Genomic DNA, 19,717 nt, shown 5'->3' with positions numbered 1-19,717 from the left:
TAGCAGCTGCCGAGCCCGCGAGGCTGCGTTCGGCTGCGAAGCAGTCGTAAAACCAGTAATCGCGGTACGTCAGGCAGACCGTGTCAGCTGGACTCACGACTGCTTCGCAGCCGAACGCAGCCTCGCGGGCTCGGCAGCTGCTACAGATCGCATTAGCGCTATTAGCCTACAGCGTGTCCTTTTTGTACAAGGTCGACAGCAATGGACCGGACCATGATCGCCGAGATTCATGGTCGCTGGACGCCCTCCGCTGATGCAGGAGCCGGAGGGCGAGCCGAGGCACTTTTTGCCGGTAATGCCAGCGTTATGACAACATCTCCTCTAGACGGTGCGGTTCAAGTCGAAACGATCCAGATTCATCACTTTGGTCCACGCAGCGACGAAGTCCTTGACGAACTTCTGTTGCGCATCGGCGGTTGCATAGAATTCGGCCAACGCACGCAACTGCGCATTGGAACCAAAGACCAGGTCAACCCGGGTGCCCGTCCACTTCACGGCACCGGTCTTGCGATCACGCCCTTCAAACTCTTGTTGGGCATCCGATACCGGCTTCCACTCCACCCCCATATCGAGCAGATTGGTGAAGAAGTCGTTGGTCAAGGCCTCCGGACGCGTGGTGAACACACCGTGCCTGCCCTGGCCGACATTGGTGTTCAACACCCGCAAGCCACCCACCAATACCGTCATTTGCGGCGCGCTGAGCGTCAGCAGTTGTGCCTTGTCGATCAGCAGTTTTTCCGCTGGCACACGGTACTGTTGCTTCAGGTAATTACGGAAGCCGTCGGCAATCGGTTCAAGGAAACCGAAGGAGTCGACATCGGTCTGCTCCTGGCTGGCGTCCATGCGTCCTGGCGTGAAAGGCACCGTCACGCTTTGGCCGGCATTTTTCGCGGCCTGCTCCACGCCCACGCCACCGGCGAGCACGATCAGATCGGCCAGGGAGATTTTCTTGCCGCCACTGTTGAACTCGTTCTGGATGCTTTCGAGTTTTGTCAGCACGCGGGCCAGTTGTTCTGGCTGGTTGGCCTCCCAGGACTTTTGCGGCTCCAGGCGCAAGCGCCCGCCGTTGGCCCCACCGCGTTTGTCGGAGCCACGGAAAGAGGAAGCCGCCGCCCAGGCCGTCGATACCAGCTGCGAAACTGTCAGCCCCGAGGCCGCAATTTTGCCCTTGAGCACGGCGACATCGCTGTCATTGACCAGTGGATGGTCGACAGCAGGGATCGGGTCTTGCCACAGCAGCTCTTCGTTCGGCATTTCCGGGCCGAGGTAGCGTGAGAGCGGGCCCATGTCACGGTGAATGAGTTTGTACCAGGCGCGGGCGAAGGCGTCGGCCAACTGGTCTGGATTGGCCAGGAAGCGCCGGGAAATCGGCTCGTATATTGGGTCGAAGCGTAGCGACAGGTCCGTGGTCAGCATGGTCGGATCACGCCGTCTGGACGGATCAAAGGCATCCGGAATGGTGCCGGCGCCAGCGCCGTTTTTCGGCTTCCACTGGTTTGCCCCCGCCGGGCTCTTGGTCAGTTCCCATTCGTAACCGAACAGGTTTTCCAGGTAATTGTTGCTCCACCGGGTTGGTGTAGTCGTCCAGGTCACTTCCAGGCCGCTGGAGATGGCGTCGGCACCGCTACCGGTACCGAACGTGCTCTTCCAGCCCAGGCCCTGCAGTTCGAGGCCGGCGGCTTCGGGCTCGGGTCCGACATGATCGACAGGACCGGCACCGTGGGTTTTACCGAAGGCGTGACCGCCCGCGATCAGCGCGACGGTTTCCTCGTCGTTCATGGCCATGCGCGCAAAGGTTTCACGGATGTCCTTCCCGGCGGCGACCGGATCGGAGTTGCCTTCAGGGCCTTCGGGGTTTACGTAAATCAGGCCCATCTGCACGGCGGCAAGCGGGGTTTCCAGATTGCGTTCTGCGGGAGTTTGCCCGGCATCTTTGCCATAACGCACGTCGCCACCCAGCCACGTGCTTTCAGAGCCCCAGTAGACGTCTTCGTCCGGTTCCCAGACATCCGGGCGGCCACCGGAAAAGCCAAAGGTCTTGAAGCCCATGGATTCCAGTGCAACGTTGCCGGTGAGGACGATCAGGTCGGCCCAGGAGATTTTGTTGCCGTACTTTTGCTTGATCGGCCACAGCAGCCGACGGGCCTTGTCGAGGCTGACGTTGTCGGGCCAGCTGTTGAGCGGTGCAAAGCGTTGCTGGCCGGAGCCGGCGCCACCCCGGCCGTCACCGGTGCGATAGGTGCCTGCGGCGTGCCAGGACATGCGGATAAAGAAAGGCCCATAGTGACCGAAGTCCGCTGGCCACCAATCCTGGGAATCGGTCATCAATGCGGTCAGGTCTTTTTTCAGCGCCTGGTAGTCCAGGCTCTTGTAGGCTTCGGCGTAGTTGAAGTCGCCCCCCAACGGGTCAGACTTGGGCGAGTGTTGACTCAGGATCTTCAGGTTCAGTTGGTTCGGCCACCAGTCGCGGTTCGTCGTGCCACCGCCAGCGGCGTGATTGAACGGGCATTTCGATTCAGTTGACATGGCATCTCCTCTTTATTTTGTTTTCAGCTAACCATCCTTAAGCGTGGATCCGGATCACCGATTGAAGAAATAGCTTTTCGGTATGGGATCCATAGCCTTGAGGCTATGACGGCCCAGTGATCAGTCGCTCCAGACCATCCATTAAAGTACCGGACGGAGAAACTGTCGCTCCATCTGGGGGAGATAGCTGATAAACAGCTCAAATCAGTCAGGAGGTTGGCAATGCTTCCATGACCCGGAACAAAAGTGGTGGCGACGATTCGGATTGCCACGGGGCCCGAAATGTCCAGGCCGTTCCTGCACTCAACAAAAAACCGGCCTTTCAGGCTAATTAATGCGATCCGTAGCAGCTGCCGAGCCCGCGAGGCTGCGTTCGGCTGCGAAGCAGTCGTAAAATCAGTAATCGCGGTACGTCAGGCATACCGTGTCAGCTGGATTTACGACTGCTTCGCAGCCGAACGCAGCCTCGCGGGCTCGGCAGCTGCTACAAAGGGTTTAGCTGTTCAGCCGGTTTTTTATGACACTCAACAGCACTTCGGTCCGGCTTTACTGCCGTAACGGGCTTCCTGGCGCTCGCGGAAGAACGCCTCGTAGTCCATCACCGGTTTGTCCGGGTGCTTGCTCTGCATATGTTCGACGTAGTTGTCGTAGTCGGGCATGCCGACCATCAGGCGCGCGGCCTGACCGAGGTATTTACCGAGGCGACTCAGGTCATTGAACATGATCAGGCATCCGGCAGCGCTTGATATGGCGCTTCCTTGTCCGTGCGTTCCTTGGTACCCCAGGCAGCAATGCCGACCTTGAGCGCGAAGAACAGGATGCTGAACACCACGAACAGGAACAAAGCGGTCAGCGTTGCATTGGTGTAGGCGTTGAAGATCACGTGCTGCATCTGGTCGATGCTCTTGGCCGGGGCCAGCACCTGACCATTGGCCAGCGCATCGCTGTACTTCTTCGCCAGGGCCAGGAAACCGATCGCCGGGTTGGCGTCGAACAGCTTGATGAAGCCGGCGGTGGTGGTGCAGATCAGCAGCCATACTGCCGGCAGCAAGGTGACCCAGACATAACGCTGGCGCTTCATCTTGATCAGCACCACGGTGCCGAGCATCAGGGCGATACCGGCCAGCATCTGGTTGGAGATACCGAACAACGGCCACAGGGTGTTGATGCCCCCCAACGGATCGATCACGCCCTGGTACAGCAGATAACCCCACATGGCCACGCAACCGGCGGTGGCCACCAGGTTGGCGGTCCAGGATTCGGTGCGTTTGAGCGCCGGGACGAAGGAGCCGAGCAAGTCCTGCAACATGAAGCGCCCGGCGCGGGTACCGGCGTCGACCGCGGTCAGGATGAACAGCGCTTCGAACAGGATCGCGAAGTGGTACCAGAACGCCATGGTGTTCTCGCCCGGCAACACGTGGTGCAGGATCTGCGCGATACCGACCGCCAGGGTTGGCGCGCCGCCGGCACGGGCCAGGATGGTGGTTTCACCGATGTCGTGGGCCACCGCTTGCAGGGCTTCCGGGGTAATGGCAAAGCCCCAACTGCTGACGGTTTGCGCGACGGCCACCGCATCGGCACCGACTACAGCGGCCGGGCTGTTCATGGCGAAGTACACACCCGGATCGATCACCGAAGCGGCAACCATGGCCATGATCGCCACGAAGGATTCCATCAGCATTCCGCCGTAACCGATGTAACGGGCATGCCCCTCGCTGGCGAGCAACTTCGGCGTGGTGCCGGAAGCGATCAGCGCATGGAAACCCGACACCGCGCCACAGGCAATGGTGATGAACAGGAACGGGAACAGACCGCCCTTCCATACCGGGCCCGTGCCGTCGATGAATTGGGTCAGGGCCGGCATTTTCAGCTCGGGCATGGTCACCAGGATGCCGATGGCCAGGGCGACGATGGTGCCGATTTTCAGGAAGGTCGACAGGTAGTCACGCGGCGCCAGGATCAGCCACACCGGCAACACCGCCGCGACAAAACCGTAGCCGATCAGCATCCAGGTGATCTGGATACCGGTAAAGGTAAAGGCCTTGGCCCACACTGGATCCGCGGCGATCTGTCCGCCGAGCCAGATCGAGCCCAGCAGCAACAGCACGCCGATCACCGAGATCTCACCGATGCGGCCCGGGCGGATGTAGCGCATGTAGATGCCCATGAACATCGCGATCGGGATGGTCGCCATCACCGTGAAAATCCCCCACGGGCTCTCGGCCAGGGCTTTGACCACGATCAGCGCCAGCACCGCGAGGATGATGATCATGATCAGGAAGCAGCCGAACAGCGCGATGGTACCGGGGATGCGGCCCATTTCCTCGCGGACCATGTCGCCCAGGGAACGGCCGTTGCGGCGGGTGGACATGAACAGGACCATGAAGTCCTGAACGGCACCGGCCAGCACCACACCGGCAATCAGCCACAGCGTGCCGGGCAGGTAGCCCATCTGCGCCGCCAATACCGGACCGACCAAAGGCCCCGCGCCGGCAATGGCGGCGAAGTGGTGACCGAAGAGTACGTGTTTGTTGGTCGGAACATAGTCCAGACCATCGTTATTGAGCACAGCCGGAGTGGCCCGATTGGGGTCGAGCTGCATCACTTTATTGGCGATGAACAGGCTGTAATAGCGGTAGGCAACAAGGTAGATGGCGACGGCTGCGACTACGATCCACAGGGCGTTGATCGCTTCGCCGCGGCGCAGGGCCACGACACTCAGCGCAATCGCTCCCAGGACAGCCACGGCAAACCAGGCGAGGTGTTTAGCCAGACGGGGCATAGCGTGTCTCCTGCCGACAGCCAGTGACTGCGGCGGTAATTTTTATAATTGTGTCCGCGGTGCGGAGCTGGCCCAATATCCGCGCATGCCGTCCACAAATAAATCCGCGTTACTACGTACGTGGCGTCTACGTAGTTCTACGTAGACGCCGATCTCCTGTGGGAGCGGGCTTGCTCGCGAAGGCGGTGTGTCATTCAACATTAGTAGCGACTGACACGCCGCCTTCGCGAGCAAGCCCGCTCCCACATTGGTTTTGCATTTCATCTGACCGATATTCGGGCCGTCAGTCATTCCGTCCAGCAACGCTACTGGCCGAACGCCTCTTTGGCATATGATCCCGAGCCTTCGCGCGGGCAGGAGTCAACATGCAGCTCAAACACAAGATCGTCGCCCTCGGGATTCTGCCGCTGGTGCTGGCCATTGCGGTCATCTGCGCGCTGGTGATATCCCTCAACCGCCAACTCGGCGACCAGCAGGCGCAACTGATCGAAGACAGCATTCTGGCGAGCAAGCGCGCGGAGTTGAAAAACTACGTGGAAATGGCCCAGAGCCTGATCGCCCCGCTGTACGACGACGGCCACGGCGATGCCCACGCCCAGCAACAAGTACTCGAAGAACTGCGCAAGCTCAGCTTCGGCATCAACGGCTACTTCTTCGTCTACGACCACGAAGGCCGCAGCCTGATGCATGCGCGCCAGTCGGAACTGGTGGGCCAATACCTGTGGGACATGAAAGACCCCCACGGCCTGCCGGTGATCCAGGCGCTGCTCAAAAGCGCGCAGTCGGGTGAAGGCTTTCAACGCTACGCCTGGAACAAACCCTCCTCCGGCCAGGTGACCGACAAGCTCGCCTACGTGGTGATGCTCGATCGCTGGGGCTGGATGCTCGGCACCGGCATCTACCTCGAAGACGTCGAACGCGCCACCCAGCAGGCCCGTGCCGAAGTGGCCATGGGCATCCGCAAGACCATGATGGCGATTGCCGTGGTCGCTCTGGTCGCGGTGCTGTTCGTGTTCGCCACCGGCATGACCCTCAACGTCAGCGAGCATCGCCTGGCGGACAAGAAACTGCAGCGCCTGACCCAGCGCATCGTCAGCCTGCAGGAAGAGGAACGATCGCGGGTGTCCCGCGAGTTGCACGACGGCGTCAGCCAGGTGTTGGTCTCGATCAAGTTCCAGTTCGAACTGGCCAGCCATCTGCTGGAAAGCGGACAAGCCCAGGACAAGGGCCTGAACACCTTGAAGGACGCCACCGAACGCCTGGGCGATGCCATCGGTGAAGTCCGCAGCCTCTCCCATGACCTGCGCTCATCCTTGCTCGACACCCTCGGCCTGCCGGCGGCCATCGGCCAACTGGCCGCAGAGTTCGAGCAACGCAGCGGGCTGACCGTGACCTATGACGAAAACGAATTCGACTGCCAACTGGTCGACGGCGCGGCTGTGTCACTGTTCCGCATCGTCCAGGAAGGCCTGACCAATATCGAACGCCACGCGCAGGCGAAGAACGTGTCCATTACACTGCGCGGCTGCGACGAGTCCGTGCGGCTGACGCTGGTCGATGACGGCATCGGTTTCAACGTCGCCCAGGTCGAACGTCGTCAGGCCGGCATTGGCTTGCGTAACATCCGCGAACGCGTCGAACATTTTGGCGGGCGCTTCGATCTGATCTCGATGCCGGGCAGAAGCGAGCTGGACGTACGGCTGCCGATGAAACCTGGTGCAAAACTACAAGAGTGAAACCTTGCATGAACCTGCCCTCCCCGATCCGCGTCGCCCTGGTCGACGATCACTCCCTGGTCCGCGACGGCATCAAGGCGCTGCTGGCCGTGATGTCGCCCCTGGAAATGGTCGGCGAAGCGGAAAACGGCGCCGACGCCATCGAGATGGTCGGACGCTGCCAGCCCGACCTGCTGCTGGTCGACATCAGCCTGCCGGACATGAACGGCCTGGAACTGACCCGTGTACTGCGCAGCCAGTACCCGTCGCTCAAGGTGCTGGTGCTGAGCATGTACGACAATTACGAATACGTCAGTGAATCGGTGCGCTCCGGCGCCAGCGGCTATGTGCTGAAGAACGCCCCGTCACGGGAAATCATCGCCGCCATCGAAGCAATCAGCAGCGGCGGAACCTTCTACAGCGCGAAAATCGCCCAACGGCTGATCGCCGACAAGAACACCGACAACGAACTGACCCCGAGGGAAAGCCAGGTGCTGTCGAAGATGGCGCAAGGCTTGAACAACAAGGAAATGGCCCGGGAACTGGACATCAGCGTGCGCACGGTGGAAACACACCGCTTGAGCATCCGCCGCAAGCTCAACATCGACAAACCGGCGGCGCTGGTCAAATACGCCATCGATCACGGCCTCATTTCCCGCTAACCCCCCGCCCCCCTGTGGCCACTACAAAAACCTGTGGGAGCGGGCTTGCCCGCGAAGGCGTTGTACCAGTCACCATCAACATCGAATGACACACCGCCTTCGCGAGCAAGCCCGCTCCCACAAAGGGGGGCACCGAATCATCCATTGACTGCATCAATAGTCACCATCAACTCAATGAAGTTCTCTTAAAAAATCCACGGCGTAACATCTGCTCCATACCAACCCATAAGCACCCCGGAGCACACGATCATGAAACGCCAGACCCTCCTCAGCATCGCTTTCTCGGTTTTCGCAGTTAACGCTTTCGCCGCAAACTCTGCTCAACCTGTGGTCGCTGAAGGCGGCTCGGATCGTCTGATTGAAAGCCGTGTGGCCGAGGGTGGTTCCGATCGCCTGATCGAAAACCGTGTTGCAGCCGATGGTTCCGACAAGTTGGTGCAGAATCGCGTTGCCGAAGGTGGCTCTGACAAACTGCTGCAGAACCGCGTCGCTGAAGGCGGTTCCGACAAACTGCTGCAGAACCGCGTCGCTGAAGGTGGCTCTGACAAACTGCTGCAGAACCGCGTCGCTGAAGGCGGTTCCGACAAACTGCTGCAGAACCGCGTCGCTGAAGGTGGCTCCGACAAACTGCTGCAGAACCGCGTCGCTGAAGGTGGTTCCGACAAACTGCTGCAGAACCGCGTCGCTGAAGGTGGCTCGGATCGTCTGATCCAGAATCGCACCGCCTGAATACGTTGCTCTACCACCGCCCTCAAAAAAACCGGCCTGATCAGCCGGTTTTTTTGTATTGCTCAGCCTGACGGTGCCCTGGGATTCTCAGGTCAGGCTCTCGACAGTCTCACCGCTGCTTGCCCGTTGAGCATCCAGCAACACATCCAGCGTCGTGAGGAACAGGTCATGGCTCATGATGCCGGTGCACACCGTTGATAGAACCTGATTCCCCGCCTCGTCTTTCAGAGTGACCTTCTCGCTCCAGGCATTCAAATCGACTGAAGCAAGGGTCGACACCGGGACTTTACGTCCGTCAACTTCCAGAAACTCGCGTGTCACAATAATTGTTTGAGTGACGACATTCAGGAAGTCCCCTGCGATTCGCTTGCGCCAGACCTGCCCGGTCGGCACATACTTGAAAGTCACTGCTCCGCCAGACTCAAGTTTGTTCATCACAACCGGCAGACGCTCGCGGACGTGCAACTCGCGCACCAGTTGCTGAAAGTCCTGAAAGCCTTTCAGCGAATCGATGACGCGATGAAATGGCTCGCTTTCATTACGACGGTACGCCAGGTTGGTGATCAGGCCAGTGAATGCCGTTTGCCCCGAGCCGAACAGATACAGGTCTTCTACTTCAGCAAACGCCGTAAATTGTTGCTGCTTTCCACTGACAGCAACAATCCCGTGCTCGTAAACCTCATAATGGGTCCCGCGCAACTTTTTATGCCACGCATAAAGTCCGAACAGGACTGCCGAAATGACGACCAGCAAGCCACTGACGGAATAGATCAGCAACTGCGGGCTGGAACCACGACTGGTGTTCGCCCCGGAACTGCCCGTCGGCAGCATGGTCCCCAGGTACAACACAAATCCCGCCAGGCCCAACAAGACGATTGCGAACAACAGCATGAAGACCAGAAAGCCCTTGCCGTGGTGGAAGGTGGAGATCAGTTGACCTGTCACCGTTGAAGCAGGTGTGGGTGATTGCTGCATGAGGTGGGTACTTCCCTAGTAGTTGATTGTAAAAAAACACCGTATTCCAGAGGGGTGTCTGCGAATACACTGTCGATTCCACTGCGGTCCTTCAGATACAGGTTGTACGGTTCAGCCCATTGATCACAGAGTCAAATGACTGCCCGAAAGTTTTAGCATCTCGCTCGATGGGACTATTCATTTTCCACATCATTTGTCGTTGTTCATCAGGCTTGTAGCCACCGTTTCTCGCCGTGCTGATCGCTTCACGCCCTTTACCGACAAAACCGTTCAAATTACTGAGCAGGACACTGCACTTGAGAGCAGGCGTCTGGGCTCGGCCCTTCTTGTCCCAACCCTCGATCATCTGGGCGGTCTTATTCAGACTGTCTTCAAAAGGTTTGGCAGTTTCTTCCGCACCAGATGACCGGAAAAAATCACCAGACAATCGTACTGACTGCTTGGCGTAAAGCACGATGCCTGCACGGTAATAACCCAGGCTGTCTTTCTCGGCGCTATCAAAGGCTGTTTGAATATTGACTTCGTCGCGCTTGCTAATACCGTCATAGAATTTCGCCTGCTCAACGGCAACACCCTCCAAGGCTGCATTCAGCAATGGCTCCATTTCCCTGGCTTTTTTCCCGTCATCGGCCAGGTATCCCTTGGAATTGGCATAGTTGGCGAGTTCTGCGTGAATAGGCTGCAGTTTTGCGAGCGCCACAAGCATGCCTTTCGCAGGCTCATCCAACTCTGGCATTGGGTACGAGAGTTCCAATGCTCTGTTAAGGTTATCTTGCAAAACGCTGATGTCATAACCACTGAACATGTAATAACTCGTCAGTTTCTTGCCTGACGCGAGCGTTTTCGAATACTCGACCTTACGCTTCTCCAACGTGCTGGCAAAATCCCCACCCCTGTTCGCGGCCTCGACATAAATATTGTATTTTTCTATCTCTGCCTGGCTTGAGTTCCGCTCCTCCAAATGCTCCTGATTGTGGGTTGCAACGTCTTGGGTGTTGTCGGACTTGTCACATCCGCTCAGAAAAACCCCTACCAACATCAACATCCCTGTCAGCATATTCCTTGAATACATGCTACTTCTCCCTAGCGATACAGAAACCTATCTACACCCGCCCAAAACCGCCTTTCAGTACAACTTATGCACACCCTTCAGCCCCATGCCCCTTTCAACCACTCTTAGTAGTTAAAAACCGCCATAGCAAAGCGCGCAAAGATCTGTAAAACCAACAGATCACAAACTTAACGACCAACTAGCCTTGAAAGTCATCATTCTCAAGATAGTAAAGTGTCGCCTCCAAATATTTATTTAAATCAGGCTTTATTTTGCTTCGATCCGCGACAGCCTTAATATCCAGCAAAGTAGGACATTCGACAAACGTACGCTTAGACTTTTCGCACGCAATTTCCTCCAGATCATTTTCTGCCACATAAAAAACTGCAGAATTCACAGCATCCTTCGATGCTCTATCAACTGTAGAGTCGACGAAGATCCAACCAACAGCAGGTAGATGTCCTAGACTCAGAATAAGATCAGAAAAACCATTATATTTTTTCATAAAAACTCTCTTTATTATCGACAGGCAGTACCACCGCCCCATTTATTTCGTCCACCCTTGCCATCTGGATGGTATATTTTGTGATATGTTTGATGATCTAGCCTATCAACCAACTGAAGCGATCCGGGCTTGTCTCCATGATGCCAGGTCATACCCGGAGGAGAACTGCCACGGAACGAACCATCTACCCGAGGCTGAACATGCTCCACAACGCCAGGATACTTCGACTGCAACGTCTTTTTAAATTCATAGTCAACTTTAACGCGCTCATATACTGATTGATTGGCACGACTGAAGTGCTCAACATCTGTCATTTTGAACTCTGATTTCATCAGGGTATGTTCGTGACTAGCATGGTATTTACCTAAGTCACGTACGCCTTCTCCATTGTACCAGCCAAGCGGATCTATCCAACGTACTGCATTAATCGCATATTGATATAGATTATCCCCCCCCATTAACCCAATCGGATCCTGCGTAACAAACCGCCCCACCTCCGGATCGTAGTACCGAAACGTGTTGTAGTGCAGCCCCGTCTCGTCATCGAAATACTGCCCCTGAAACCGTAGGTTCTGCTCGACTTCATTGACCGTCAGCTTCTCAACCGAACCCCAAGCCTTGTACGTCGCCTGCCAGACAATCTCCCCATCACGGTTCGTCATCTCCAGCGGCGTACCAATCTGGTCGGTATGGAAGTAGTAAAGCTGCTGCTCTTCACCCTCCGCCTGGTCCACCCGAGCCAACGGCGCATAACTCCCCGGCTCATACAGGTACAGACTGCTCCGCCCCGGACGTTCCTCCCGCAACATGCGCAGGCCTTGCCACAAAAAGTGCTTCTGCTCGGTCCGACCCTTGACCTCTGAAACCTTGGCAACCCGCCGCCCCAGGCTGTCGTACCGATACGAACCGGTACTTACGAGCTTGCCGTTGACCAACGTCTCAGCCCGGACCAGCCGATTCTCACAGTCATAACAAAACGTCTGCAGCGTGCCCATCCCGCTGCGTTTTTCAATCAGGTTGCCCCACGCATCGTAGGCATATTCCTGATCCCGCCAGCGCTTGAGGCGGTTGTCCTTGACGTGGTCAAACTGGCTGGTGTTGAAGTTCAGCCGGTTCGCCGCGGCGTCGTAGCGGAATTCTTCGCTGTCGATCAGTTGACCGGTGTCGCGGCTGTGCAACTGGCCGTTGGCTTCGTATTGGTACTTGATCTCGCCGCGCAGTTTGTCGAGGGTGCGGGTCAGTTCGCCGGCCGGGTCGTACTGGTGACGGCGGTGGATCGGGTTGTAGGCGTGCTCCACCAGCAGGTCGGGCTGGATGCCGGGGTTGTGGATGCGCGAGAGCTTTTCCGCCGGCAGGCGCGAGGCGAACTGCCAGCCCTTGCGGCCCTGGGCGTCGTGACCGAAGCAGCTGGTGAGGGTGCCCTTGGGGGGGCAGGTCGCCGCGCTATGAGTTGGCCGTCGAGGTTGAAAGTACGCGACTCTCTAAGTCACGCCAATCCATACTAGCCGCTCACTCATTCCTATTTCAGTATGTTCGCTCCAATAAATTGCGCCGGCACCCGCCCCAAAATTTCGTGATTATTTATCTAAAATAACGACATTTCAGCAGAAAATTTTATCAGCGTACGACTCACCCGACACTCTCACAGAATTTCATTACTTGTTTAGAATAAGTATTAGCTTTAGGGATCCTGGACTCTTTCAGATACTTCTGCAGCAATTCAACTCCTTTACGAGCGAGTAAAAACTCAATTGCGTTAGCTAACAAAAAGCCTGGCGCATAACCTTTGCTAACGACATTTGAATCTTTGTCCTCTTCACTCGGTTCTTCACCAACCGGATACTCCTGCTCGTCAGGTAAGCCGTTTAAAGCCCTATGCTTTTTAACTGAGTAGGCTCTCAGTTCGCTGGAACACTGAGAAATTAAGGACTCAATTTCACTCCCGTCCAGCCCGGACCTAGTAATCGCTGCAGCGTCCAAACGCGCGAACACATCTTCATAGTTCGCCATAACAGTAATACCTAACGCCTTCTTTAACTCATCGACCGAATCTCTATAACCTTGGGAGCTGATTATTTTTTTCGCCACATCGAAGTTTTCACCTACCATACGTCAACCCCTTTCACTACTCTAATCAGATCTGAACCAACATGCCTAAATGCATCTACAGCCTCATGCTCCCACGGAGTTAATGAGAGCAAGTTTGAAGTCTCATGAACACCGGCACCGCCGACCCGTTGTGGAATATCATTATGATGAAGCTCCATTGCGACATCTTTTCTCGTAATTTCAAACGTTTTGCGATTCATGACTTCCACAGTCATTCTAGGAGCTTTACCTTCGGCCATATTAGCCAAATTGGCGGGTGAATATACTTGGCTCGGTGCTTTAGCCTCCGCTTTCCAATAATTCTTTCTTGCCGAACTCCAGCACTCCCACCCCCAAGGGTCAACCCACCCAGTAGGACTAGGTACGTAGCGATAGAGGTTATTACCTCCATCCAACCCAATCGGATCCTGCGTAACAAACCGCCCCACCTCCGGATCGTAATACCGAAACGTGTTGTAGTGCAGCCCCGTCTCGTCGTCGAAATACTGCCCCTGAAACCGCAGGTTCTGCTCGACTTCGTTGACCTCAAGCTTCTCAACCGAACCCCAAGCCTTGTACGTCGCCTGCCAGACAATGCTCCCGTCCGCGTCAGTCATCTCCAGCGGCGTACCAATCTGGTCGGTATGGAAGTAGTAAAGCTGCTGCTCCCCACCCTCCGCCTGGTCCACCCGCGCCAACGGCGCATAACTCCCCGGTTCATACAGGTACAGACTGCTCCGCCCCGGACGTTCCTCACGCAGCATCCGCAAGCCTTGCCACAAAAAGTGCTTCTGCTCGGTCCGACCCTTGACCTCTGAAACTTTGGCAATCCGCCGCCCCAAACTGTCGTACCGATACGAACCGGTACTCTCCAATTTGCCATTGACCAACGTCTCGGCCCGGACCAGCCGATTCTCACAGTCATAACGAAACGTCTGCAGCGTGCTCATCCCGCTGCGTTTTTCAATCAGGTTGCCCCACGCATCGTAGGCATACTCCTGATCCCGCCAGCGCTTGAGGCGGTTGTCCTTGACGTGGTCAAACTGGCTGGTGTTGAAGTTCAGCCGGTTCGCCGCCGCGTCGTAGCGGAATTCTTCGCTGTCGCTCAGTTGACCGGTGTCGCGGCTGTGCAACTGGCCGTTGGCTTCGTATTGGTACTTGATCTCGCCGCGCAGTTTGTCGAGGGTGCGGGTCAGTTCGCCGGCCGGGTCGTACTGGTGACGGCGGTGGATCGGGTTGTAGGCGTGCTCCACCAGCAGGTCGGGCTGGATGCCGGGGTTGTGGATGCGCGAGAGTTTTTCCGCCGGCAGGCGCGAGGCGAACTGCCAGCTCTTGCGGCCCATCGCGTCGTAGCCGAAGCAGCTGGTGAGGGTGCCCTGGGTGCGCAGGACTTCGCGGTGCAGGTCGTCGCGCTCGATGTCGCTGATGAGCTGGCCGTCGAGGTTGAGTTGGTGCAGGTGGCCGCTGCCGTAGTACAGGTGATTGAGGTGTTGGCCGGTGGGCAACGTCAGCGTGGTGAGGTTGCTCAGGGGGTCGTATTCGTAGGACAAGGCGCCTTGCGCTGTGGTCTCCTGGATCAGCCGGCCGAGCAGGTCGTAGGAGAATTCGAGGGTTTCTTCGCTGACGCCGAGTTGCTTGCCCTGCACGGTCGGCAGGCGCTGGATCGACAGCAGGCGATCAGCGTCGTCGTACGCGTAATCCTGACGGGTATCGGCATTGAGTTTGGCCAGCAGCCGGCCAATGCTATCGCGCTCGAATTCGGTGCGGCGCTGTGGCCGCTCGCCGCGTTCGCCGTAGCCGGTTTCGTCGACCTGGGTCAGGTGCCCGCCGAGGTTGTAGCTGAAGCGCCGGGTCAGGTTACCAACTCAATAAAAAATGGTTTAGGAAGCTCCCAAACCATTCCAAACACATAATTTTAAGGAGCTATACAAACACCACCTACCAAAGTCTCAAAAAGACATCAAAGTACAACTCCAAAACTTCAGAAAAGCCATACTACCTAATTGAAACCCCTCCCTTTATTCGATCAACTGCAAGTCGAGCATTAAAACCAACAACGACTTCACCCCCCCTCCAACGCACTTACACCCTTGAGCACACCACTAATTAACTTCCATAAAGTCGTCATTTTCAAGATAGTAATTAAGCGCAGCCACCATTTTAACTATATTTGCAGATGCCTCCTGCTCGAGAACATTCCTCAACACATCATTAAACTGCTGACCATAATAAATTAACTCCAATTCATTCGACGTTACAAAATCACTGTAAACCTCAACATCTCCAGCCACTTCAGGATACGCATCCAAATAACAAACAAGCTCTGGAGTTATAGCTCCAACATCATCTTCAACGTACACACACAAATCATCAATTATAACATCACCCGCTTGCACGGCCTCAATCACAGCAGCAACCGTTACAGGCTCTTTAACCTTTAATACACTCATCAACATGTTCCTTTTAGTGGCTGTCCAGTCTTACCATTAAGTTTACCTTTACGTCCCTCTTTACCTCCTCCCCAAATGTCGCGCCCTCCCTTACCCGTTGGGTGATAAATCCCATGTTTTGAGGCATGATCCCCCCTATCCACTAGTTTTAAAACCCCTACATCTTCGTGGTGGTGCCAAGTCAAGCCTGCTGGGCTACCAGCCATATTTGGCTTTTTCAACCATGTATCCAATTCCGGATATCTACCCAGCATATCCCGCCGAAACGAGGCATCAGTATTCATGTTATTTATGAAGCTTTGATTTGCACGATTAAACTGTACACCGTCACTGGAGTATCGAAGCTCTGGCGGCACCTGAAAGCTATCAAAAGAATGGTAAACGTTGTCCAAACGGGTCCCCATCCATCCGATCGGATCTACCCAGTTGGTAGCGCTCGGTGCGTACTGATAAAGATTGAAACCACCCTCTACTCCAATCGGATCCTGCGTAACAAACCGCCCCACCTCCGGATCGTAATACCGAAACGTGTTGTAGTGCAGCCCCGTCTCACCATCGAAATACTGCCCCTGAAACCGCAGGTTCTGCTCGACTTCATTGACCGTCAGCTTCTCAACCGACCCCCAAGCCTTGTACGTCGCCTGCCAGACAATGCTCCCGTCCGCGTCAGTCATCTCCAGCGGCGTACCAATCTGGTCGGTATGGAAGTAGTAAAGCTGCTGCTCCCCACCCTCCTCCTGGTCCACCCGCGCCAAGGGTGCATAACTCCCCGGCTCATACAGGTACAGACTGCTCCGCCCCGGACTTTCCTCCCGCAGCATCCGCAGGCCTTGCCACAGGAAATGCTTCTGCTCGGTGACGCCATCGACCTCTGACACCTTGGCAACCCGCCGCCCCAAGCTGTCATACCGATACGACCCGGTACTCTCCAATTTGCCATTGACCATCGTCTCAGCTTTGACGAGGCGGTTTTCGCAGTCATACGTGAACGTCTGCAGCCGGTTCATCCCGCTGCGTTTCTCAATCAGGTTGCCCCACGCATCGTAGGCATACTCCTGATCCCGCCAGCGCTTGAGGCGGTTGTCCTTGACGTGGTCAAACTGGCTGGTGTTGAAGTTCAGCCGGTTCGCCGCCGCGTCGTAGCGGAATTCTTCGCTGTCGATCAGTTGACCGGTGTCGCGGCTGTGCAACTGGCCGTTGGCTTCGTATTGGTACTTGATCTCGCCGCGCAGTTTGTCGAGGGTGCGGGTCAGTTCGCCGGCCGGGTCGTACTGGTGACGGCGGTGGATCGGGTTGTAGGCGTGCTCGACCAGCAGGTCGGGCTGGATGCCAGGGTTGTGGAGGCGCGAGAGTTTTTCCGCTGGCAGGCGCGAGGCGAACTGCCAGCTCTTGCGGCCCATCTCGTCGTAGCCGAAGCAGCTGGTGAGCGTGCCCTGGGTGCGCAGGACTTCGCGGTGCAGGTCGTCGCGCTCGATGTCGCTGATGAGCTGGCCGTCGAGGTTGAGTTGGTGCAGGTGGCCGCTGCCGTAGTACAGGTGATTGAGGTGTTGGCCGGTGGGCAACGTCAGCGTGGTGAGGTTGCTCAGTGGGTCGTATTCGTAGGACAAGGCGCCTTGCGCTGTGGTCTCCTGGATCAGGCGGCCGAGCAGGTCGTAGGAGAATTCGAGCGTTTCTTCGCTGACGCCGAGTTGCTTGCCCTGCGCGCTCGGCAGGCGCTGGATCGACAGCAGGCGATCAGCGTCATCGTAGGCGTAATCCTGACGGGCATCGGCATTGAGTTTGGCCAGCAGCCGGCCAATGCTATCGCGCTCGAATTCGGTGCGGCGCTGTGGCCGGTCGCCGCGTTCGCCGTAGCCGCTTTCGTCGATCTGGGTCAGATGTCCGCCGAGGTTGTAGCTGAAGCGCCGGGTCAGGTTGTCGATGCGTTTTTCTTCGACCAACCGGTCGGACGCATCGTAGGCGAACTGGTACGCCGCGTTGTTTTCGTTGATCAGTGCAGTCAGGCGAATCGCCGGGTCGTACTCGTAGCGGATGCGCTGGCCCTTGGCGTCCTGGCGGCTGCTCGGCAGGCCCCGGGCGGTACGCAGCAGGCGTGTGGTCTGGCCTTTGCCATCGGTGTGCGTCAGTACCTGGCCGAGGGCGTTGTAGGTGAACGATTCGGCGCTGCCGTCCGGGTGATGGATACGCAGCACTTCGCCGTCGGGCTTGCGTTCCAGCGTGGTGGTCTGGCCCAGCGCGTCGGTGACGGCGACCAGGTGCTGGCGCTCGTCGAAACGGTACGTGGTGTTTTTACCCGAGCAATCCTGGAAGCGCTCGACCTGGGCCAGGGTGTTCCACCACAGGTATTTGGACTTGTGGGTCGCGTCGATGATGGTGTGTGGCAGGCCATCGTCGCCGTTGAGGTATTCGGTGGTGTGACCGAGGGCGTCGACTTCGGCGATGAGGTTGCCCTTGTCGTCGTAGCGGGCTTGCCAGGTGCTGCCGTCGGGGTAGTCCACCTGCGTGATCAGCGGGGTCAGGTGGTGATAGCGGTACTTGATCGTGCGCCCGAGTGGGTCGGTCTCCTCGAGCAGGCGTGCGTACTCGTCGTACTTGAGCGTGATCCTGTTGCCGTCAGGCAGCGTCAGGCCGGTCATGTTGCCCGTGTCATCGATGTCGATGACGTAGTGCTCGCCCCCGAAATCGCGGCTGGCGGTGACGCGATGATCGGCGTTGTAGTGAAGCTCGGCTTCGCGCCCGAGCACGTCGGTGACCCGGGTGGTGCGGCCCTTGATGTCGTAGCGGAACTGGAAACGTTCGCCATCGCTGGTCCAGTGTTCCACTACCCGTTGCTGGCCTTCGAGGTGTTCCCAACGGTAGTTGCAGGTCAGGCCCAGGGCGTTGCTGTGGCTGGTCATCACGCCGTCGATGTAGCTGAAACGACGCAGCGAATCGCCGTTGCGGTTGATCACTTCAGCGAGCTGGCCGTTGTCGTCGTAACGGTACTGCACCAGGGTTTCAACGGCCTCGTTGTCGACCACACGCCTGACGTCGGTCAGGCGGCCCAGCGGGTTGTCGTAATGCAGGTGCACCCGCACGCCCCCGGTGGCGCTGATGTCGGTGAGTGTGCCCTCGGCGGTGCGGGTGAAGTGCAGGAAGTGGCCCAGGGTGTTTTCGATGCGTTGCAGCGGTACCGGGACATTGTCGTCCGCGACCTCGCCGAAGTAGAAAAAGCTGTTGTCGAGGGTTTGCAGCAGGTAATGGCCGCCCTCGGTGCAGACCAGATACACCTGTTCATGGGGATTGTAGATGCGCTCCCCCGGCTGCACGTCCACGAACGGAACGCTGCGCCCCTGATTGTCGGTGAGGTACACGAAGGCGCCACTGCGACGCAGGCTTTGCTCCCAGGGCAAGACCCAGCCCTTGCCGAGTACGCTGTCGACGCTCAGGTCGCTGGCATAGAAGCGGGACCATTGAATCGGCATCAGGCCCGGCAGGCTGAAGTCGGTTTCTTCGGTAATGACCTTGCGGCCGGTGGTGGCGTCGACGGGGTTGCCGATCAGGCCACCCACTGCACGCTCGATAGCCGGCCCCACGACGTAACGCGAGGCAACCTCACCGGCGACGAACCCGGCGGTGAATTTCAGTGCGCAGGGCATGATGGCTTTCATGCCGGCCTGGGTCCCGGCCTTGATCAATTGAGCGATACCGCCCGCTGCACCGGCGACCGCCATGAGGATGTCGACCGTGGTCCGCAGCCAACCGGGAATCTCGTCGTCCACCGGAAGGTAGCGAAAGGTTCCGCCACCGATGAAGACATTGTCCGAGCCGCTCGAGAGTGTCGCGCCGCAGGTCATCTTGTCGCCCTTGCGGGCGGCGGCCGTGCCGTTGATGAAGACGTTGGTTGAACCTTCGGCGACCTTTACCGGACCGGGATGCTTGTCGCAGGCCCCCGTGCTCTTTTCGACGTAGGCAGCCTTGCGACTGTTGATGAACACGTTGGGCGACGCGGTGACGATCGTCCCCGCGGGTGAAGAAAACATACTGCCTATCTTCTCCCCGGCCGCGGTGAGCAGGCTACCTCCGACGCCTGCGGCCAAACCCGCCAACAAAGCCACGCCAAACCCACAGGTGAACGTCGCGATCGCCACCGTGGCAATCAGCGCAATACCGAGCGCCGCGCCAATGAGAAACCCGCCCAGGGCGCTGGTGTGCGACAGTTCATCGCCAAACCTTGCGGCTTCGAACATGGCCG

15 protein-coding genes and 1 pseudogene are annotated in these 19,717 nt (G+C 57.6%); 4 read left to right on the top strand and 12 right to left on the bottom strand.

Annotated features, from left to right (window positions below; translation table 11 throughout):
* Positions 1-321: 321 nt before the first annotated feature.
* From katG to AC07W4_RS23775, 3 genes are all read right to left on the bottom strand, one after another.
* Positions 322-2,526 carry a catalase/peroxidase HPI gene (gene katG, locus AC07W4_RS23785; RefSeq protein ID WP_495034218.1) on the bottom strand — a complete coding sequence of 735 codons (2,205 nt, stop codon included), beginning with the start codon at positions 2,524-2,526 and terminating at the stop codon, positions 322-324.
* Between the two features lie 524 nt (positions 2,527-3,050).
* A complete protein-coding gene (locus AC07W4_RS23780) occupies positions 3,051-3,248 on the bottom strand; it encodes a YbdD/YjiX family protein (protein ID WP_008051268.1) in 198 nt (65 codons plus the stop codon).
* 2 nt (positions 3,249-3,250) lie between these two features.
* A complete protein-coding gene (locus AC07W4_RS23775; RefSeq protein WP_495034217.1) occupies positions 3,251-5,308 on the bottom strand; it encodes a carbon starvation CstA family protein in 2,058 nt (685 codons plus the stop codon).
* A 365-nt stretch (positions 5,309-5,673) separates the two neighbouring features.
* Here AC07W4_RS23775 and AC07W4_RS23770 point away from each other — a divergent pair, with 365 nt between their 5' ends.
* From AC07W4_RS23770 to AC07W4_RS23760, 3 genes are all read left to right on the top strand, one after another.
* Positions 5,674-7,044, top strand: a complete 1,371-nt coding sequence (locus AC07W4_RS23770) for a cache domain-containing protein (RefSeq protein WP_495034216.1) — start codon at positions 5,674-5,676, stop codon at positions 7,042-7,044.
* An 8-nt stretch (positions 7,045-7,052) separates the two neighbouring features.
* The gene (locus AC07W4_RS23765) at positions 7,053-7,685 is read left to right on the top strand and encodes a response regulator (protein WP_495034215.1); all 633 of its coding nucleotides are present in this window, start codon (positions 7,053-7,055) and stop codon (positions 7,683-7,685) included.
* A 249-nt stretch (positions 7,686-7,934) separates the two neighbouring features.
* Positions 7,935-8,414: a phage infection protein gene (locus tag AC07W4_RS23760; RefSeq protein ID WP_495034214.1), complete on the top strand. Its 480-nt coding sequence runs from the start codon at positions 7,935-7,937 to the stop codon at positions 8,412-8,414.
* Positions 8,415-8,501: 87 nt separating this feature from the next.
* Here the strand turns inward: AC07W4_RS23760 and AC07W4_RS23755 are convergent, their stop codons facing one another.
* From AC07W4_RS23755 to AC07W4_RS23725, 7 genes and pseudogenes are all read right to left on the bottom strand, one after another.
* A complete protein-coding gene (locus AC07W4_RS23755; RefSeq protein WP_495034213.1) occupies positions 8,502-9,389 on the bottom strand; it encodes a hypothetical protein in 888 nt (295 codons plus the stop codon).
* Positions 9,390-9,480: 91 nt separating this feature from the next.
* Positions 9,481-10,461, bottom strand: coding sequence for a YiiG family protein (locus tag AC07W4_RS23750; protein ID WP_495034212.1), 981 nt, complete (start codon positions 10,459-10,461; stop codon positions 9,481-9,483).
* Between the two features lie 178 nt (positions 10,462-10,639).
* Complete coding sequence (locus tag AC07W4_RS23745) at positions 10,640-10,945, bottom strand: hypothetical protein (RefSeq protein ID WP_495034211.1); 306 nt, start codon at positions 10,943-10,945, stop codon at positions 10,640-10,642.
* A 14-nt stretch (positions 10,946-10,959) separates the two neighbouring features.
* Positions 10,960-11,259: an HNH endonuclease gene (locus AC07W4_RS23740; RefSeq protein WP_495034219.1), complete on the bottom strand. Its 300-nt coding sequence runs from the start codon at positions 11,257-11,259 to the stop codon at positions 10,960-10,962.
* Positions 11,260-11,340: 81 nt separating this feature from the next.
* Positions 11,341-12,369 (bottom strand): annotated as a pseudogene (locus AC07W4_RS23735) (RHS repeat domain-containing protein); the annotation flags it as partial.
* A 205-nt stretch (positions 12,370-12,574) separates the two neighbouring features.
* On the bottom strand, positions 12,575-13,054 hold the full coding sequence (locus tag AC07W4_RS23730) for a hypothetical protein (RefSeq protein ID WP_495034210.1): 480 nt from the start codon (positions 13,052-13,054) through the stop codon (positions 12,575-12,577).
* Positions 13,048-14,679, bottom strand: coding sequence for an RHS repeat domain-containing protein (locus AC07W4_RS23725; RefSeq protein ID WP_495034209.1), 1,632 nt, complete (start codon positions 14,677-14,679; stop codon positions 13,048-13,050). The genes AC07W4_RS23730 and AC07W4_RS23725 overlap by 7 nt, the downstream gene beginning before the upstream one ends.
* Here AC07W4_RS23725 and AC07W4_RS23720 point away from each other — a divergent pair.
* Complete coding sequence (locus tag AC07W4_RS23720; protein ID WP_495034208.1) at positions 14,665-14,946, top strand: hypothetical protein; 282 nt, start codon at positions 14,665-14,667, stop codon at positions 14,944-14,946. The two genes, AC07W4_RS23725 and AC07W4_RS23720, sit on opposite strands and share 15 nt — an antisense overlap.
* A 189-nt stretch (positions 14,947-15,135) precedes the next feature.
* Here AC07W4_RS23720 and AC07W4_RS23715 read toward each other — a convergent pair whose 3' ends face one another.
* Together AC07W4_RS23715 and AC07W4_RS23710 are read right to left on the bottom strand one after the other, a co-directional pair.
* Positions 15,136-15,483: a DUF7716 domain-containing protein gene (locus AC07W4_RS23715; RefSeq protein ID WP_495034207.1), complete on the bottom strand. Its 348-nt coding sequence runs from the start codon at positions 15,481-15,483 to the stop codon at positions 15,136-15,138.
* Complete coding sequence (locus AC07W4_RS23710; protein WP_495034206.1) at positions 15,483-19,712, bottom strand: RHS repeat-associated core domain-containing protein; 4,230 nt, start codon at positions 19,710-19,712, stop codon at positions 15,483-15,485. Before AC07W4_RS23710 ends, AC07W4_RS23715 begins: the two co-directional genes overlap by 1 nt.
* Positions 19,713-19,717: the final 5 nt, after the last annotated feature.

The organism is Pseudomonas sp. GW821-FHT02A08, assembly GCF_059422045.1.
Note: the sequence above shows the minus strand (reverse complement) of the source record. Positions and strands in the feature narration are given on the sequence as shown.

Bases quoted from the DNA above. Each gene is read 5' to 3' on its own strand.
- katG (WP_495034218.1), bottom strand. From the start codon at position 2,526: ATGTCAACTGAATCGAAATGCCCGTTCAATCACGCCGCTGGCGGTGGC.
- AC07W4_RS23780 (WP_008051268.1), bottom strand. From the start codon at position 3,248: ATGTTCAATGACCTGAGTCGCCTCGGTAAATACCTCGGTCAGGCCGCG.
- AC07W4_RS23775 (WP_495034217.1), bottom strand. From the start codon at position 5,308: ATGCCCCGTCTGGCTAAACACCTCGCCTGGTTTGCCGTGGCTGTCCTG.
- AC07W4_RS23770 (WP_495034216.1), top strand. From the start codon at position 5,674: ATGCAGCTCAAACACAAGATCGTCGCCCTCGGGATTCTGCCGCTGGTG.
- AC07W4_RS23765 (WP_495034215.1), top strand. From the start codon at position 7,053: ATGAACCTGCCCTCCCCGATCCGCGTCGCCCTGGTCGACGATCACTCC.
- AC07W4_RS23760 (WP_495034214.1), top strand. From the start codon at position 7,935: ATGAAACGCCAGACCCTCCTCAGCATCGCTTTCTCGGTTTTCGCAGTT.
- AC07W4_RS23755 (WP_495034213.1), bottom strand. From the start codon at position 9,389: ATGCAGCAATCACCCACACCTGCTTCAACGGTGACAGGTCAACTGATC.
- AC07W4_RS23750 (WP_495034212.1), bottom strand. From the start codon at position 10,461: ATGTATTCAAGGAATATGCTGACAGGGATGTTGATGTTGGTAGGGGTT.
- AC07W4_RS23745 (WP_495034211.1), bottom strand. From the start codon at position 10,945: ATGAAAAAATATAATGGTTTTTCTGATCTTATTCTGAGTCTAGGACAT.
- AC07W4_RS23740 (WP_495034219.1), bottom strand. From the start codon at position 11,259: ATGACAGATGTTGAGCACTTCAGTCGTGCCAATCAATCAGTATATGAG.
- AC07W4_RS23730 (WP_495034210.1), bottom strand. From the start codon at position 13,054: ATGGTAGGTGAAAACTTCGATGTGGCGAAAAAAATAATCAGCTCCCAA.
- AC07W4_RS23715 (WP_495034207.1), bottom strand. From the start codon at position 15,483: ATGAGTGTATTAAAGGTTAAAGAGCCTGTAACGGTTGCTGCTGTGATT.
- AC07W4_RS23710 (WP_495034206.1), bottom strand. From the start codon at position 19,712: ATGTTCGAAGCCGCAAGGTTTGGCGATGAACTGTCGCACACCAGCGCC.